Genomic DNA, 18,296 nt, shown 5'->3' on the forward strand with positions numbered 1-18,296 from the left:
ATTATGGATTCAATAATCAATCTTTTTTCTGGCGAATTTGGAAATACACTTCTCCATTTTGCCATCTGTATGTTAGTCAACTGGGTAATCATTGAGTTATTCTATTTCCGCAAAAGTCACCGACGTGATTTCTACTTCACGTTCATGCTTATGAGTGTCGCTATCTTCTTCCTCGTGTATTTCATGATGGGCATTGAGAGAGGCAAAGCCACAATGGGCGTTGGTCTAGGACTATTCGGAATATTCAGCATTATGCGTTATCGAACCGATGCAATGCCTGTCAGAGAAATGACATACCTTTTTCTCATCATCTGTCTATCAGTAGTTCATGCAATGGCAGACTCATACACAGAACTTGTCATAGTCGATGTAATTTGTATCATTGCTATTTCTCTGTGCGAGAAAAAACTCAAGATCCACAACACTAAAATCATACAATACGACCGCATTGACCTGATTAAACCAGAAAGGATGCCAGAGCTCATTGAGGACTTAGAATCAAGAACCGGATTGAGCATCACGAAAGTTGATGTTGGTGGAATTGATTTCCTGAGAGATTCTGCGGTCTTGCGCATTAGCTATGAAGGCGAATGTGTCGAAAACGATATCAACAAACAATATACAGTACGAAAATCACAATGGAGAGAAGTATAACCTGCATGATCATGTTGTTGCTGTTGACAACAACTGTAAAAGCCGAAGATAGCGACTTTGGCTTATGGAGCGAAGTCAATGTAGAAAAGAAAATTAATTCGTATTGGGACATTGGTTTCAACACAGAACTGCGACTACGCGACAATACCAGCGAAATTGATCGATGGAGCGCCGGGGTTGACGCATCATACAAAATCAGCAAATGGTTAAAGCTATCAGCTGGCTACTCTTTTCTTAATGACAACAAATACAAAGTAAGTTCAAAACAGAAAGTAGCCGACTATTACGGGCAACGTCATCGAGTTAACCTGTCACTAACCGGCTCACATGACTTTGGAAGGCTCAGCATCTCGCTTCGCGAACGCTGGCAATACACTTATCGCCCTGCAAAATCCGTATGGCGTCATTATGCCGAAGGACACGCCTTTGCCGGACAAGATGCCGATTTCGACGATGACGGAGAAGCTATAAAACACACCTTTGCAGGCAAAGGCAAAAGCGTATGGCGCAACCGACTACAATTGAAATATAAACTCACGAAAAAGTGGCGACCATACGCCAATATTGAGACTTCCGTTGCAAAAAGTCTTGAGAAGACAAGATATGTAATAGGAACAGAGTATAGACTCACCAAGCAGCATTCCTTCGATATTAAATATCTGTATCAAAATATCGTAAGTGACGACAACGATGAAACTAATAGTCACATCATTGGTATCGGCTACACCTACAAATTCTAATTTTTCCTGCTTATTTTGCATGTGTTCTAAGATTTTTTAATACCTTTGCAACACAAAAGCAAAATAAGCATGGGAACAGAAAATATCAGAATTAAAGATATCGCCGAGCGTGCTGGCGTAAGTGTTGGAACAGTTGACCGCGTACTTCATAATCGCCCCAATGTTTCGCAATCAGCAAGAGAGAAAGTAGAGAAGGCTCTTGAAGAAATGAACTATGAGCCCAATGTCTATGCTTCTGCCCTAGCCTACAATAAGGATTATACTTTCTACTGCATCATCCCAAAACATGAGAGCGAAGCCTATTGGGAAGAAATAGAGGAAGGTGTGCGCGCTGCAACACAGAAGCGCCGCGATTTCCACATCTCGCTCCGCATTCTTTACTACGAACGTTTCAACTCTCCCACGTTTGTCAAAACCACACAAGAATGTTTGGATTCTAACCCAGACGGAGTCATCGTGGTGCCAGCAAAACTGGAAGACACACAACATTTTGCCGACGAGCTACATGAGCGCAACATCCCATTCATTCTGCTCGACTCCTATATGCCTGATTTACGTCCTCTTGCCTTCTTTGGTCAAGACTCATTCCAAAGCGGATACTTCACAGCACGCATGATGATGCTCTTAGCATCTAATGAAGAGGAAATCATGCTGATGAAACAACTCAAGGACGGACATATCGGCTCCAAGCAACAATCAAACCGCGAGACGGGCTTCCGCCACTACATGCGCGATCACTTCCCCAAGATCAAGATCACAGAGGTCAACCTCCCCATGGGCGAACCCAAAGAGTCGTACGACAAGATTCTGGAGGATTTCTTCCAGGAGCACCCCCACGTACACCATTGCATCACATTCAATTCAAAGGCACACATCGTTGGCCAGTTTTTGCTGCGCACCAACCGACGCAACGTCCAGATCATGGGCTATGATATGGTGCCCAAGAATGCCGAATGCGTGCGCCAAGGCAGCATCTCGTTTTTGGTTGCACAGCATGCCTACCTGCAAGGCCATGCATGCATTGAAACCCTCTTCAAGGCCATCGTTCTGAAGAAAGAGGTGACGCCCGTCAACTACATGCCTATCGAGCTGTTGACTCGTGAAAACATCGATTTCTATCGAAGAACAAATATCTAAACATCACAAACTACTTATGAATCAAACTGCTTTTATCAAGATTAACCCAGCCGACTCGGTTGTGGTGTGCCTCGTTGCCATGCAGCAAGGGCAAATCATCGACGTTGACGGACGCACCATCACCCTCAGTCAGGATGTACCTGCCGGCCATAAAGTGCTCATCAAAGACACACCTGCTGGTACAGACATCATCAAGTATGGCTACCCCATCGGTCATGCCAAAGAAGATCTGAAGGCAGGCGACTGGGTGAACGAGAATAATCTGAAGACCAATCTATCTGGAACACTATCTTACACATACACACCTGTAAACGAAGAACTTAAAATAAAGAACGAGAACCGCTACTTTAACGGATATATACGAAAAAACGGCGATGTTGGTGTGCGCAATGAGATTTGGATTGTGCCTACCGTAGGATGCGTCAATGGCATTGCTGAACGATTGGCAAAGAAACTGCGAGAAGAAACAGGCTGCAAAGACATAGACGCCATATACACTTGGCACCACAACTATGGTTGTTCACAACTCTCTGGAGACCACGAAAACACCCGCAAGATATTGCGCGATATTGTTCTTCACCCCAACGCAGGCGCAGTTCTTGTGTTAGGACTTGGTTGTGAAAACAACCAACCAGATGCTTTTATGGAAACACTAGGTGATTACGACAAAGAGCGCATACGCCTGATGATTACCCAAAAAGTTGAGGGTGACGAAGTCGAGGAAGGTATGCGCATCCTAAGAGAGCTCTACCAAATAGCGAGCAAAGACAGGCGTAAAGAAGTTCCTGTTTCGAAATTGCGTGTAGGACTAAAGTGCGGTGGAAGCGATGGTTTTAGTGGCATCACAGCCAATCCGCTTGTAGGCGAATTCAGCGATTGGTTGGTCGCTCAGGGGGGCACCAGCGTCCTGACAGAAGTGCCAGAGATGTTTGGAGCCGAAACCATTCTAATGAATCGATGCAAGTCGCCCGAACTTTTTGAAAAGACCGTGTCTATGATAAACAACTTTAAAGAGTACTTTCTCTCGCACGGTGAACCCGTAGGCGAGAACCCCAGTCCTGGCAACAAGGCTGGAGGTATCTCAACCTTGGAAGATAAAGCGCTGGGATGCACCCAAAAGTGCGGTCGAGCTCCTGTCAATGGTGTCATGGAATACGGTGACCAGCTTACTACGACTGGACTCAACCTACTCTCTGCTCCAGGCAACGATCTTGTCGCCTCTACGGCACTTGCTGCTTGCGGGTGCCACATGGTACTATTCACGACAGGACGAGGCACACCATTCGGGACTTTCGTGCCCACCATGAAGATAGCCACTAATCCCGATTTGGCCAGCCGAAAGCCCAACTGGGTGGACTTTTCAGCCGGACAGCTCATCGAAGGACGTAGCATGCAAGAGATACTGCCTGAGTTCATCGATAAGATTCTGAGTATTGCTTCTGGAGAGTTGGTTCGCAATGAAGAAAATGATTATCGCGAAATTGCCATTTTCAAGAATGGCGTCACGCTCTAAACCATAAAAAGAATTGATTTTGAAAAACGGATTATTAGCATTGTCACCCCTTGCGGTGTTCATCACACTCTATGTCGTCACCAGCCTCATTGCTGGTGACTTCTATAAGGTACCCATCACCGTAGCTTTCGTCATTTCCAGCATCTATGCCGTCATTACCACGCGTGGAAAACTGCGAAAGCGCATCAATCTCTTCAGTCGAGGCGCTGGCACCCCAGAGATGATGCTAATGATTTGGATATTCATACTGGCAGGTGCCTTTGCCAATTCAGCAAAGGTGATTGGCTGCATCGATGCCACCACCAACCTGACACTCTCGCTGTTGCCCTCTGAAATGCTGCTGGCCGGCTTATTTCTAGCCGCCTGCTTCATCTCGCTCAGCATCGGCACCAGCGTAGGCACCATCGTGGCGCTGACGCCTATTGCAGCGGGTGTAGCCGCACAGACAGGCGCCTCGGCAGCCATGCTCACCGCAGTGGTTGTGGGCGGTTCCTTCTTCGGCGACAACCTGTCGTTTATCAGCGACACCACCATCATTGCCACCCAGACACAAGGCTGTCAACCCAGCGACAAGTTCAAGGTCAACGCCTTCATCGTGGTGCCTGCAGCCGTGATAATACTGATTGTCTATATCCTGATGGGACAACACATAGCAGCGCCTACGAACATCTCCGAGATTGAGTTCTGGAAGGTCGTGCCCTACCTCATCGTGCTCGTCACCGCCATCTCAGGTCTCAACGTGATGGTAGTGCTGACGCTAGGCATCATTTTAACCGGTTTAATCGGTCTGTGCGAGGGTGCCTTCGATGTCTTTGGCTGGTTTCAGTCAATGGGCGACGGCATCCTGGCCATGAGCGAGCTGATCATCATCACCCTGCTGGCAGGCGGACTCCTTGAAATCATCAAGCACAACGGAGGCATAGACTTTATCATCGACAAGCTGACGCGCCATATCCACGGAAAGCGCGGTGGCGAACTGTCTATTGCCGCCCTGGTGAGCCTGGTGAACTGCTGCACAGCCAACAACACCGTGGCCATCATCACCGTTGGAGGCATTGCGCGCAAGATTGGCAATAAATACCAGCTCGACCCCCGCAAGTGTGCCTCGCTGCTCGACACCTTCTCTTGCTTCACCCAGGGACTCATCCCCTATGGCGCACAGATGCTGATGGCGGCAGGCCTCGCGGCCCTCAACCCCATCGCCATCCTGCCATACCTCTATTACCCCATCGCCATTGGCGTAGCCGCCTTTATAGCCATTGTGATGCGCTATCCCCGTCGTTACAGTTAAATAGGATTTAAGAACCATGGAAATCATTATCCGCAACTTTTTCCGATTGCTTCGTTCCGGCATCTTCAACACCAGCGAACAGATAGAGCCCATGTCTGCATGGAAGTGGAATCGAATCTACCAACTCGCTATGCAACAACACATAGCGCCACAAATACGAGAAGGAATATATAGGCTAAATGACCAGTTCTTTCTGCAGATTCCCCCTCGACAGATGGAATTATGGAAAGAGGTCAAAGAAAACAGACAGATTAAAATCAGTAAACCAAAGCTAACCAATAAGTTAAGCGAAAAGCGCTTGAGCGACATTATAACAAAAGAAGGCGGAAAATCCGTCACTCTCACAGCACTCTACTTAATTGCTTCTACGGCACATCATCTGCTGAATGATGGCTTATTTCTCCCCCCCTTAGTGGCATTGGGATGCTACATCAAGCAACCAGATATCTATCCCATCGAAAATGACAAGTTAAGCGACTGGATTAACAAGTTGGGGCTTAAAAGCATTGTCCGACTGGAAGCCGCACTTTTAATTAACTATTTAGGATTAAGCGAAGAAGAGGTTAAGTTCACAAGAACTGACAAAAAGCACGATGTAGGGCGTATCACCAAAGAATTGCTACAGCTGCAAGTCAACGACAAACACGAGTGGCAATTCTCACAAGGCAACGACATCTTTGTACATAACAACAATACCAGTGCTATGTTCTGGCAAGCACGCCGTTCTGCAAAATATTTCCGCTATTCTCCGATGGCAAGCATCTCAAACTTCGTTTCCTCATTTGTCAACTCACTCACTCACGTTGAGGAGTAGGACGGATCACCCCACCCATCTTTAATGATTATTCACTACAAACTTACAACGGGCGAATCTGCCCTTTTCATCGCATAACTTAGCCAAATAACAACCGACAGACAGACGACTACAATCGACGTCACCTCGCCCAGCATATAGGTGAACATCTGTTTTCATCACCTCTTGTCCTGACAGCGTATAGATTGTCAAGTTCAAACGTTCTGCCGAACTGCTATTCACAATGAGGTGTCTGGCAACATAGTGCACTGAAAGATCATTCTGATCTACTTTCACATCGTCAATGTGATTCAAGATATCTTGGCTGACATCGGTCATATAACTTGTATGAAGATTACTCCGAGCTATGGTTGGAATGTTCATTTTATAAACATTAGCGGTTCCATCGGGATATCTTCCAACAGATTCCATGCCACTGTGGGCGTCATAGACCAGTCTGTCAGTCCACGATTTATCCTTTGACATCAGAGTCACTATGCCGCCACCAGCCGACAACTTAAACGGCGCATGAAGCTGTGACAACGGCTCTAACTTGTCACACCACACGACAAGGTAGTCATGAGGCTTAATGATTGTTGTCAATTCCGAATTACCTCCGGTTATGAGATATTTATCAGGATACTGCAAATCATCACTAAGATACATACCTTCAACATCTATTTCGCGATCTGTCGTGTTGTAGAGTTCCACCCAATCATTACGTTTCTGATAGTCATTGACAAAGATACTGTTAGACGCACTAACCTCATTGACAACAACAGGCGCAACAAGGCTGTCTGGTTCGAAACAAGCTACAAGCGTACCAATATCTGTGGACTCTGTGACCACGAGACGGTCGCTTAAGGAATAATACCACGAGGGATTGGAACTCGACGCCCATCCCTTGAAACGATATCCAGCAGGAGCATCAACACTGACTGTGGCTGGCAAAAAGATTGAACCATCAAAATCGCCATACGGAATCGTTTCACCGTTCAAATATATAGTAGATCCCTTTGTATTAGTCGTGATGACCATTTGCCGTGTAGTACGCTCCGACAACCCGAGCAGTTCATAGTCCTTCATATAGTCAGCCATGCGGGCCGATCTCCCTCTGAGCGCCTGCCGTATTTCATTAAGCGATCCATCGGGCGAAGCCCCCTCCCAAGCCATCGTAGGCCGCACGCGCTCGCCCAGTTCGTCGAGTATCGCCTCTGCCCTTTCAGGCAGAAACACACTTCCGCCCATCAGCGTCATCATCGTGACAAAGCGCTGGCGGAAACCCTCGTTTCTCAGCATGTTCAGGAAGAACGTGCAGAACTTGATCTCGCCATAACGGCGTTCAGCCGTGTCGTAGATATAGTCGTAGCGATGCCACTGCATACCTTCAATCCATCTCAGCGGGTTGCCGCCCATATACACCTCGCCCTCCTCGTCATACTCGCGCCCCTCCGTTCCGAAGGCAGCATCCAGGTCGAAGAAAGTGATGCGATAGCGTCCGCCATCCGTCTTGCGATAAGCCTTCAGGTTGTTGTCGGGCCAGTCCCACGACGACAGAAACAGCTCTGCCGCCATATAGTTCACATACTCGTCGATGTCCAGCAGCGATGCAATCTCCTCGTACACCTCGTCGTTGTCGGCCTGTTTCGACAACTCGTACAGTCGTTCCAGCACATCCTTCGTGCCGAGCATCATGTAGGCGCCGCTGTCAGGACTCTGTTCATAGACCTCCAGTTCGTCCTTGCTCAGTCCCCAGTTGGCATAAGCAAAATCTTTGTTGTTAGGTTCGCGCACGTTTATCAGTCCCTTGTACTCACCGTTCAGATAGTGTACCGCAGGCTGGTACGACATCACGTCGAGGTCGATGCCCGACCGCTGAATGATCTCGTGCAACGCAGCATCCTTGATACGACAGTGCGAATCGTTGCCACCAAAGCGCACCTGTATGGTCTTGTTCTTCAGAAAAGGCTTGCTGTCGAAAAACGGATAGCTGAAAGCGTTCTGTCCGCCATAGATGCGGTCGGCCTTCAACTTAAACGATTTAGGGTTGTTGGCGCGTGTCCATCCGCCCGATATCGAGAAGTCAACATCCTGGTTCACAGCCACCTCGTCGGTGCCTGGCAGCACATAGTGGAAGTTCACAGGGCGATCCCAATCCATGTTCCAGTTCACGGGCGACGACTGTCCGTTGCCCGTCCGCCCGTTGACGCCACGCACGTACACACCGATGGAATCGTCATAAAGATAGCGCGCATCGGTCGAAACCATGATGGCGGGCAACGTGTGGCGATGGTCGCGCTTCACAAAGGTGCGCGTCACCACCTCGCTGGGCAACTTACCCTCCTGAAACAGTCGGAAGCGCACAGACATATTCTTTGTCACCGCGATGCCCTGCGCCCCCATCGTAGCCCCATTGGTCATCGTTGGCGTGGTGCCGTCGGTGGTATAGCGCAGTGTGGTGCCCTCAGGTGCTGTGGCGCGCAGCGTGAAATTAGAATCGAAGAAGCCACCCTGTCGCGCAATCACGGGCGCCTCCAGCTGCTCGTTGGCATACGCCGCCCCATTGTTGCACTGCTGCGGCGTGGGCGTGGCCGTATGTGCCCACTGCGCTCCGCCATCCGTGGTGCGAGCCCACGAGGTGCGCCCTATGGCCTCGGCATAGTTCTCGCAGAACAGCTCCTCGCCCCGCTGGTTCGAGAGCATCAGCAAACCGCCCTCGGCATCCAACTTAAACGGTGCCTGCAATGCATTGATATTGTTGCTGCCCATCCATACGGTGCGGTAGCCGCGCGCAGGAATGTTGCCAAAACCATCAGGAATGCGCCATTTCATCGGCATCGACACATCATCACTAAGATAGCATCCGCCTAGCGTAACTTCCTCGTTCAAAGGGTTATAGAGTTCAATCCATCCATCAAAATTGTAAGCAGGACTCATTATCACATCAACATTAGAAGCCATTACTTCGTTCAAGCACAGGCTCCCCTTTTGCGGCACGCGCACCTCAACTTGCTGCAGAATCTTGAAATTATCGAAAATCATCCAGTTGTCGTTGCGCGCCATATCCTGCGTGTTGTATAGGCCAAATTTCACATGGCCGTCTGTCACGTCAAACTCCAACTCGTTGTTGTAAGCCCCAGTGGCAAATGCCATTTGGGCGGTCTCCATCGAGTTAGGAAAAAACACCTTTTCATCGGGCGTATAGCACCGTCCCACCGACTCGTTGAAGTGGAAGCTATATTCGCTCTGCAGCGCCACCTGCTGTTGCTGTGCAAACAGAAATCCGCTGATGGTCTCCGTGCCGTTCTTGTATCGTTCGTAGGCCTTGTCGTGTGCACGGGTGCGATAAAGTCCCTGCACGCTGATGCGATAATGCCCGTTGGGCACGTCCGTCTGCGTATGTTCCAGTCGCATATATCCGTTCCACATCTCCATACACGAGAAGCTCACCGCCCCCAGCGAAGTAGCCTCGCCCGTCAGGTTCCAGTCAGAGCGATCAGAAGTGTCGAACCCAGGGTTCTTCAGAAATCGAGCAGTAACATCTATCCATTTCGTCTCTGCCAGAGCGACATGTGCCACCATCACCAGCAGTGCAAGTATCCATTTAGGATTCATTATCATCATTACGTTTTAGGTTAAAAATCTGTTGGCAAAGATACAAAAAAGTTTCAATACTGCAGAAAAGTTTTCTCATGCAATAGTACACTTGAATTGAAATTGCTATGAATTGAACAATTTATACCTAAAGCCAAACATTCAATGGCTACAATCTCTTATCTACATCCTATATACCAGTTTTTGACAACCCTGTAGAATGGAGCCGCCAAATACCGCATGACAACGGCAAACGAAGTGAATAATGCCCCCCCAAAGAGGCCTCAGGCTTACGTTCAATCAACATTAATCATCATTTACCTATAAACAAAAAGCGGCTCAGTTGCAATTGCGTAGGTTGCGCGATGCTCCCAGAGTCTTGAATTGGCATTTCCTGAGTCTGGAGAGGGTCGTTTTAAAGTCTAAAAGCACGTATTCTAAAGTCTTGAAGAGGCGTTTCTAAAGTCTAAAACCGAAGCTATCATTTCAGCTCTAGCCCCTGGATGCTCTACATCCAGCCCTTAGAACAACCGCATCCAGGGGCTAAAACGACCCGTTCCAAGGGCTGGATGCGCCACATCTAGGGGCTGGACGGACATCAAAAGTAAAGCTATGACAACGCAAAAGCGAAACTATAACAAGGCGAAAGCAGCACTATGACAGTGCGAAACCGTTCCTATCCCGACCAAGAACAACCCCACCACTAACCTCCCGAGGGAGGGGATATTCCTGTCCTTTTTTCTATCTGATTTCTACTTTTATTGATTTCAATCTAAAGAATCTACTGAGCCTCTACTGAAATAATAAAAAAACCTATGATTTTTCGCTTGAGCCCAAAAAGCTCTCACATCTAATCTTTTATTTCTAACCAAAAGAATTAATGCAAAAAAACAAAAACCCCCATCCCATTTTGCAAGGATGGAGGTTTTTATAGTCTAATTAGTGATGTATAATCTTAGAAATTGAAATACAGACCGAAAGTCAGATTGGTGCCGCTCAGATCCACACCGACTTTTGTGGTGTTGTTGTCGTCGCCATCAGGATTGTACTGATCGAAACCAATGAAACCTAAGTGAGAAACAAAACTAATATTGTCTGTCAGGTTAACAGCCAAACCAGGCTTAACGCCAAAAGCAAGTTCTGTCCAGTCAGCCTTTGAAGCAGAGGTAAAATCGATACCGCCATCTACAAAGAAATTAACCTTTCCAGCCTTGAAGAAGGTGTAACGTGCATAGGGATTGAATGTGAAGGCATTTTCGCTCACGCCATTAACACCATTAAATTTGTCGCTTACATAACCGATAACAGTACCTACTGCCCACTCGTCGTTAAGGTTATAGCCGATTTCAGGCAATAAGGCGAAGGTTGTCTCACTCTTATCACCAGCGAGCTTCTGACTACTCCAAGAGTCAACAGAAACACTACCACCAACGTACCATTGTGCATTCATGGTTACAGTTGCGAAAACAGCAACAATTGTCATTAAAATCTTTTTCATTGTTTAGATAATTTATAAAGTTATACAATTGCCCATTGCTAATGCTAACGGGCCTATTTCATCAAGATTTCGGCGGCAAAAGTATATAAAACTTTCAACACCGCAAAAATTTTTCTACATTTTTTTTGTTTTTCCATCAATTCTTTGTCGAATTCTTGGCAGTTTCAGCGGAAATAAGTATCTTTGCACGTCTATTCAACACGATTGTAATAATGAGCAAACAAACAAAATTCATAGCAGGTCCCTGCGTCATTGAATCTGCCGAATTGCTGGAAGAAGTAGCAGCAAAACTTGTGGACATCAATCAGCGTTTGGGCATTGACATCATATTCAAAGCCTCATTTGACAAGGCCAATCGCACCTCAATTCACTCTTTTCGCGGCCCCGGCATTGACAAAGGGCTGCAAATGTTGAGCGATGTGAAAGCGAAATACCATCTGAAGATACTGACAGACATACACGAATCATGGCAAGCTGCACCCACTGGCGAGGTGTGCGACGTCATTCAGATACCCGCTTTCTTGTGTCGGCAGACGGACCTTTTGGTAGCTGCTGCACAGACTGGGCGCATTGTAAACATCAAGAAAGCACAGTTTCTGGCTGGTCGTGACATGCGCTATCCTGTAGAGAAAGCACGTGAAGCCGGAGCCAAGGAAGTTTGGCTGACGGAGCGTGGCAACATGATGGGATACGGCAACTTAGTGGTTGATTTCCGCAACATTGCCGACATGAAAGAAATTGTACCTACCGTTGTGATGGATTGCACGCATAGTGTGCAGCGTCCTGATGCTGCAGGTGGAAAGACTGGAGGCGACCGTCGTTTTGTGCCCTCGATGGCGCTTGCGGCAAAAGCATTCGGGGCAACAGGCTATTTCTTTGAGGTGCACCCCACCCCAGATCAAGGATTAAGTGACGCAGCCAACATGCTGGAGTTGAATAAGCTTGAAGGTTTGATTAAGGCGCTCATCGAGCCAACCGGATATACGATTTGAACAAAATAATAAAAACGTAAACTCCGCAGGCATAAAGAAAAAAAATAATGATGACAACAATAGAATATGGAATACAGGCCATCAAAGACGAGGCCGAAGCACTATTGGAACTGATTCCGAAGATTGACAATAACTTCGAAAAGGCAGTTAACTTGATGTATGATTGCAAAGGAAAGGTCATTGTGACCGGTGTTGGCAAAAGCGGTCACATTGGTGCTAAGATTGCCGCAACACTATCATCTACCGGAACCCCTGCCTTCTTCATCAACCCACTTGACGTTTACCACGGCGACCTTGGCGTGATGACACACGAAGATGTGGTGGTGGCCATTTCAAACTCAGGACAAACAGACGAGCTGCTGCGCTTTATCCCGATGGTGCTGCATATGCAGATACCCATCATAGGCATGAGCGGCAATCCACAGTCGCTGTTGGCCAAATACTCTACATGCCACCTCAATGTGGGCGTAAAAAAAGAAGCATGCCCGCTGAATCTGGCACCCACCAGCTCAACAACCGCCACACTGGCAATGGGCGATGCACTTGCCATTGCCCTGATGCAGAAACGCAACTTCCGTCCTCAAGACTTTGCACACTTCCACCCCGGTGGCGAATTGGGTAAACGTCTGCTCACGACGGCACAAGACGTGATGCGAACCAACGATATGCCCGTCATCAGCCCCGACATGCATTTGGGCGAAGCCATCATACTGGTGAGCAAAGGCAAACTGGGACTTGGTATAGCCGTCGTCGATGAAAAAATCGTGGGATTGATAACCGATGGAGACATACGCCGCGCCATGGAGCGCTGGCAGGCTGGTTTTATCGACCACACGGTGAATGACATCATGACGCGCGAGCCAAAGGTCGTATCACCAGAAACGAAGATTTCTGAAATACAGAATATCATGCAACGCTACAAGATACATTCTGTGCTGGTCGTAAACGAAGAACGGCATCTGCTGGGCGTCGTAGATCACTACTCCTGCATGTTATAATCATTGAAAAGCGATTGAACTCTATTACTACTATATGAAAAAAAGAACAAAAATCTATATAACACTGCTGCTGGTGGTTGCTATATTACAAACTGCAACATCAGCAGAGTATCTTTATAAGAAACTGGAAGCAAGAGATGGTTTAACATCGAGCCAGATTAACTGCATCCTTAAAGACGACAGAGGATACATGTGGTTTGGCACACCAGCAGGTCTTTACAGATATGACGGCTACACATTCCGCCACTTCCAAAGTGACTCGCAAGACGGTTCGTCATTGCCAGACAGTTATGTAGAGAGCATACAGGCCTCGCTGGCAGGCGACCTATGGGTGAAAACCTCTTCTGGCTATTGCATCTATCATCCACAAACAGAAAATTTTGAGCGCGACATGCGACAGATTTTCAGTAAGCTTGGTATGAAGAGTACACCCAGCATCATCTATATTGACCGACACAAAAACCTATGGGGTTACCAACAAAGCAAGGGTGTCTTCTGCTATGACATGCAACAACAGCTACTCTATGAATTTGGATATACCAACGATGCCACAGGTATTCCGCAAGGCGAGATTTGCTCTATTGGCGAATGCAATGATGGTGTCATTCTCGTTTATTCAGACGGCAGACTCGTATGCTGCGATGCAACAATAAAACAGAGAGTTGTTTGGAAGAATCAAGATATTGCTATTCAGCATCTTCGCCATTCAAAAACCTTACGTGTATATACTGATAAGAAAGACATTATCTGGCTTTACGGTCAGGGCACACTGTTCTCTTACGACCGCAAGCTGAACCTTTGGGATACTCATATTGGCGACCAACTGGGGCTAACAGGTGGCAATGCCGACTATGCCGTCAGTTCCGTTTATAGCGACAAAAACAAAAACGTATGGGTGGGCACTAATCGTCATGGGCTCATACATATCGACGCCGTAAGTCACACCATCGAGCCCGTCCAACTAAAAAGCATGTCGCCCATGAGGCGAATCAACGAAAACATGGGTATAAAAAGTGTTTATGTGGACAACACTGGATTGCTTTGGGTTGGCACAGCGAAGGCTGGTGTGGCTTATATAGGCGATAAAATTTATAAGTTTCAGTCGGAGTTTATTGGCGATATCACTGCAATGGCGCAAGATGCCAACGGAAAGGTATGGTATGGTACAAGCGACAATGGTCTGATCGATTATGATGGTCCCCTTGCCAGCATGAAGGTGAGCGCAATGACCTATACCAACGACGGAAGCTTATGGGTGGGCTCTAAGCAGAACGGGCTGACACGCATCGTCAATGGCACTGCGCATATTTACTCAACAGCCAACGACAGCATTCGCAAAACGCTGATTGATGACCACATCAACGACCTCTGCACTGATAAGAGTGCAAACCTGTGGATAGCTACAGATGGCGGATTGCAAATGTATAACCCACGGATGAACCAGTTCTCAAACTATACGAAAGAGAATGGAAAACTTAAAACGAACTATATCACATCACTCTTCTACGCATCACGAAATCGTCTATTGGTGGGCACAGCAGAAGGCGTATTCATCATGAACATCTCGACTGGCGAGATAACACACTTGGTTGGCAACCAGAGCAGTATCACTAAATTCACAAACAATTATATCACGGATATCTTTGAAGACTCCAGAAAACTGTTGTGGATAGGTACGAGAGAAGGTGTAAACGTGCTCGATACAGAAACAGACAACTTGACACAGATAACCGATAAGATTGGTTTGTGCAATAATAACATATGCGGTATCACTGAAGACAAGCACCGTAACATCTGGATAACGACAAGCAATGGCGTATGCCGCATTGTCATACAGCGCGACCACGAAGAAGGAACCTTCAACTATGGCCTCTACAACTACGACTATAACGATGGTCTTCAAAGCGATGAATTTAATCCTGGCGCCATACTTACTCGCAAAGACGGAGAGGTTGTCATGGGCGGACTTTACGGCATCAACATGGTGCGCCCCAAAATGAAAGGCGACACGGAATCGCTACCGCAAGTCATATTGACCCAATTATTTATAGATGAAGAGGAAATTCTGACCGGACATGAATACGACGGCATCGTACCACTTCCTAGTGCATTGAACGAGATAAGCCGTCTGACGCTGAAAAATAGTCAGAATACATTCACCATTAAGTTTGCCGGTGGCAACTACAACCAGAGCGAGCGACTGCAATTTATGTATTGGATGGAAGGCTTGGACCACGACTGGAAGAATGGTGACGCACTTAAACATGGTGTGACCTTCACTGATCTACCCAGCAAGACTTACACACTTCACGTGAAAGCCATGAATGCCGACGGACAAGTAAGCGACCAGGAACGAGTACTCAAAATCACAATACAGCGCCCATGGTACTTACAATGGTGGATGCTCATCATTTATGCACTCCTGTTGGCCGCCTTCATCTTTATCTGGCGTAAGGGCTGGGCACAATTGAAAGCATTGTGGGTCAAAAAGCATGCCATACTCAGAGAGTTAGCCGTACAACGTGATGAGATTAAAGCTGCCAGTGACGACCTGAGGCAACCCATGTCGCGCATGACATCTATCATCATGAATCTGGCTGAATTAGACAGCACGCCCGAAGAACGCGAGCAACTCAATGCACTACATTCGCAGATGCTGACCGTCATCACTCGTGTCAGCGATATGCAGTCAGCGCTTGAACATCCAGAGGAGAAGGCTCAACAAGTCGTAAACAAAAACTTTGAACTGGGCACGATTTCAGACCAACTGTCTTTGCCTGAAATGGTAGAAGAAGAACTGACCTCAGAGATTCGTCCTTCGCAGAACGATCTGCCAACATCTAAGTTCCGCATCGTCTTCGTTGACGATAATCCGGAATTTATCAAGTTTATCAATAACCGACTGCGCTACATCTACGACTTCCACCCTTACGACAACGTGAAGAAGGCACTTGCTGACATAGAAGTGGTGCAACCAGACCTGATTGTATGTAAGCAAGACATGCCTGAGATGAATGGCAGTGAATTGTGCAATCAGATTAAGATGCATCACTTGATGAATAAAATTAAGTTCATCCTGATGACCGACATGAAGTTGTCGTACAACGAGATGATGAACCAAAACATCACAATGGCAGCCGATGACTACCTTGCAAAGCCCTTCAATCTTCATGAAGCCGTCGCACGAATCAACAAGCTGCTGGGTGTTGGTCCAATCGAATTTGACTCAAACCTCATCGAAGGCGCAGAGACACGCATGCTGGAAGGGCGCAACTCGAGTATGACCACAGCGACAGAAAGTGCTGACTTTGAGACCGCTAACAAGCATGTCGATATTGATGATGAACTGAAAGCTGTGTCACTCGTTGTTCGCAACCACAACATAGACGAAAGTGATGATGCCTTTATCACTGGCAGCGAACAGGAAGACGACAGTATGACCTATAACATTGACCGCCAACTGATCAGGAGCATAGAACAATATGTGCAACAAAACATGAGTCGAGGCACAATCAATCTTGAGGAAATGGCTGCTGCAATGGGAATGGGTATGAAACCATTTTTCCAGAAAGTAAGAGACATCACTGGTAAAACACCTGCCGAAGTCGTTCGCGACTTACGTCTGAGAAATGCCTGCGTGCTGTTGCAACGTACGAATATTAACATGAGTGAACTGGCATCAAACATTGGTATCCCTACTGCCGAACACTTTATTAACATGTTTAAAGAACGATTCGGTATCTCTCCATCGGAGTACCGCATGAAATATAGACAATGACAAACAAACACACAAGCATAAGGACGAGAGCCCTACTGACAGTGGCACTCGCCTTTTGCCTTTTACGAATACAAGCACAAGAACCTGACACTTCATCCGATACACTCATCTACAATCAGCTAAAATCGTATGGCATCAGGTTTTCAGATAACAACAACATCAAGGTTATCATGTCAGGCCAAGAGAAGTTTGACAGCATGTTTGATGACATCCGCCAAGCACGCCACAGCATTCATCTGGAGTATTTCAATTTCAGAAATGACTCTATAGCCATGCAGCTATTCGAACTTCTCAAAGAGAAGCGCCGCGAAGGCGTTGAAGTTCGTGCCCTATTCGATGCTTTCGGCAATGACTCCAACAACCAACCGTTGCTGAAGAAACACATCAAAGCGCTACGCAACGACTCGATAGACATCTGGGAGTTTGACCCTATTAGATTTCCATGGGTGAACCATATCTGGCCGCGTGATCACCGAAAGATTGTGGTCATCGATGGTAAGATAGCCTATACTGGAGGTATGAATGTTGCCGACTATTATATAAAAGGTACGGAACAAGTAGGTGCATGGCGCGATATGCACTGCAGAATAGAAGGAGGCACCGTAAATGACCTGCAGCATATTTTTGCAAAGATATGGAAGAAAACCACCAAAGAAGATATTAGCCAAAAGACAGAATACTTTCAAGGTGAAGCTGTCGGAAATAAATGCATCGGTATCGTCAACCGTGAGCCTCGCACAACAAACGATGCGATGCGCTATTTCTACGTGAACGCCATCAACGATGCCAAAGACTCCATACGCATCATCAATCCCTACTTCACCTTGCGCCCCTGCATCACAAAAGCCCTAAAAAGAGCTATCAAGCGTGGTGTAAAGGTGGAACTGATGATTTCAGCCAAAAGCGACATTCCATTAACCCCCGATTGCGCTTTCTATAACATGCATCGCATGATGAAGAAAGGTGCCCATGTATGGCTCTACCAACCTGGTTTCCACCACTCCAAGATCATGATGGTAGATGGTAAGTTCTGCACGATAGGAAGCACAAACCTTGATGCCCGTAGTCTTCGTTTCGACTATGAAGAGAATGCCGTCATCATCGACAAAGAAACGACGCTGGAACTGGACCACATGTTTGATCGGGACAAACATGAAAGCATCTATATGACAAAGGAGGTGTGGAACGAATTCCGCACCCCCTGGCAAAAATTCCGTGGATGGTTTGCCCACCTGCTCAGCCCATTTCTTTAGGTCTGCCGACCAACGCTTTAGTCTTCACTCCACCAGACCTTTAGATGACATTAAG

General features: G+C 47.1%; 12 protein-coding genes. 10 read left to right on the forward strand and 2 right to left on the reverse strand.

The genetic code is table 11. The features are described from left to right. Positions 1-3 precede the first annotated feature (3 nt). The 6 genes from L6472_RS07460 to L6472_RS07485 all read left to right on the forward strand — a co-directional run bounded on the left by L6472_RS07460 (position 4) and on the right by L6472_RS07485 (position 6,149). On the forward strand, positions 4-654 hold the full coding sequence (locus L6472_RS07460; protein ID WP_237803828.1) for a DUF4956 domain-containing protein: 651 nt from the start codon (positions 4-6) through the stop codon (positions 652-654). Next, positions 639-1,394, forward strand: a complete 756-nt coding sequence (locus L6472_RS07465) for a DUF2490 domain-containing protein (protein ID WP_237803829.1) — start codon at positions 639-641, stop codon at positions 1,392-1,394. The genes L6472_RS07460 and L6472_RS07465 overlap by 16 nt, the downstream gene beginning before the upstream one ends. Before the next feature lie 69 nt (positions 1,395-1,463). Next, positions 1,464-2,531: a substrate-binding domain-containing protein gene (locus L6472_RS07470; RefSeq protein WP_237803830.1), complete on the forward strand. Its 1,068-nt coding sequence runs from the start codon at positions 1,464-1,466 to the stop codon at positions 2,529-2,531. A 16-nt stretch (positions 2,532-2,547) separates the two neighbouring features. Further along, positions 2,548-4,044, forward strand: a complete 1,497-nt coding sequence (locus L6472_RS07475) for a UxaA family hydrolase (RefSeq protein ID WP_237803831.1) — start codon at positions 2,548-2,550, stop codon at positions 4,042-4,044. A gap of 19 nt (positions 4,045-4,063) precedes the next feature. Continuing rightward, the gene (locus L6472_RS07480; protein WP_370640831.1) at positions 4,064-5,335 is read left to right on the forward strand and encodes a Na+/H+ antiporter NhaC family protein; all 1,272 of its coding nucleotides are present in this window, start codon (positions 4,064-4,066) and stop codon (positions 5,333-5,335) included. Positions 5,336-5,351: 16 nt separating this feature from the next. Further along, positions 5,352-6,149: a hypothetical protein gene (locus tag L6472_RS07485; protein ID WP_237803832.1), complete on the forward strand. Its 798-nt coding sequence runs from the start codon at positions 5,352-5,354 to the stop codon at positions 6,147-6,149. Positions 6,150-6,170: 21 nt separating this feature from the next. On the opposite strand, the gene L6472_RS07490 is transcribed toward L6472_RS07485, so the two are convergent. Then, the gene (locus tag L6472_RS07490; RefSeq protein ID WP_237803833.1) at positions 6,171-9,752 is read right to left on the reverse strand and encodes a CotH kinase family protein; all 3,582 of its coding nucleotides are present in this window, start codon (positions 9,750-9,752) and stop codon (positions 6,171-6,173) included. A 925-nt stretch (positions 9,753-10,677) separates the two neighbouring features. Next, the gene (locus L6472_RS07495) at positions 10,678-11,220 is read right to left on the reverse strand and encodes an outer membrane beta-barrel protein (RefSeq protein ID WP_237803834.1); all 543 of its coding nucleotides are present in this window, start codon (positions 11,218-11,220) and stop codon (positions 10,678-10,680) included. A 212-nt stretch (positions 11,221-11,432) separates the two neighbouring features. On the opposite strand from L6472_RS07495, the gene kdsA reads away from it, so the two are divergent. Genes kdsA through cls form a run of 4 tightly spaced genes read left to right on the forward strand, consistent with a single transcriptional unit; the run spans position 11,433 to position 18,241 of the window. Then, positions 11,433-12,212, forward strand: coding sequence for a 3-deoxy-8-phosphooctulonate synthase (gene kdsA / locus L6472_RS07500; RefSeq protein ID WP_237803835.1), 780 nt, complete (start codon positions 11,433-11,435; stop codon positions 12,210-12,212). A 47-nt stretch (positions 12,213-12,259) separates the two neighbouring features. Next, complete coding sequence (locus L6472_RS07505) at positions 12,260-13,210, forward strand: SIS domain-containing protein (RefSeq protein ID WP_237803836.1); 951 nt, start codon at positions 12,260-12,262, stop codon at positions 13,208-13,210. Between the two features lie 34 nt (positions 13,211-13,244). Then, entirely contained in the window at positions 13,245-16,988 is a 3,744-nt protein-coding gene (locus L6472_RS07510) for a two-component regulator propeller domain-containing protein (RefSeq protein WP_237803837.1), read from the forward strand. Beyond that, complete coding sequence (gene cls / locus L6472_RS07515; protein ID WP_237803838.1) at positions 16,985-18,241, forward strand: cardiolipin synthase; 1,257 nt, start codon at positions 16,985-16,987, stop codon at positions 18,239-18,241. Before L6472_RS07510 ends, cls begins: the two co-directional genes overlap by 4 nt. The last annotated feature ends 55 nt before the right edge of the window (positions 18,242-18,296 follow it).

This window comes from Prevotella sp. E13-17 (assembly GCF_022024035.1).
GTDB lineage: Bacteria > Bacteroidota > Bacteroidia > Bacteroidales > Bacteroidaceae > Prevotella.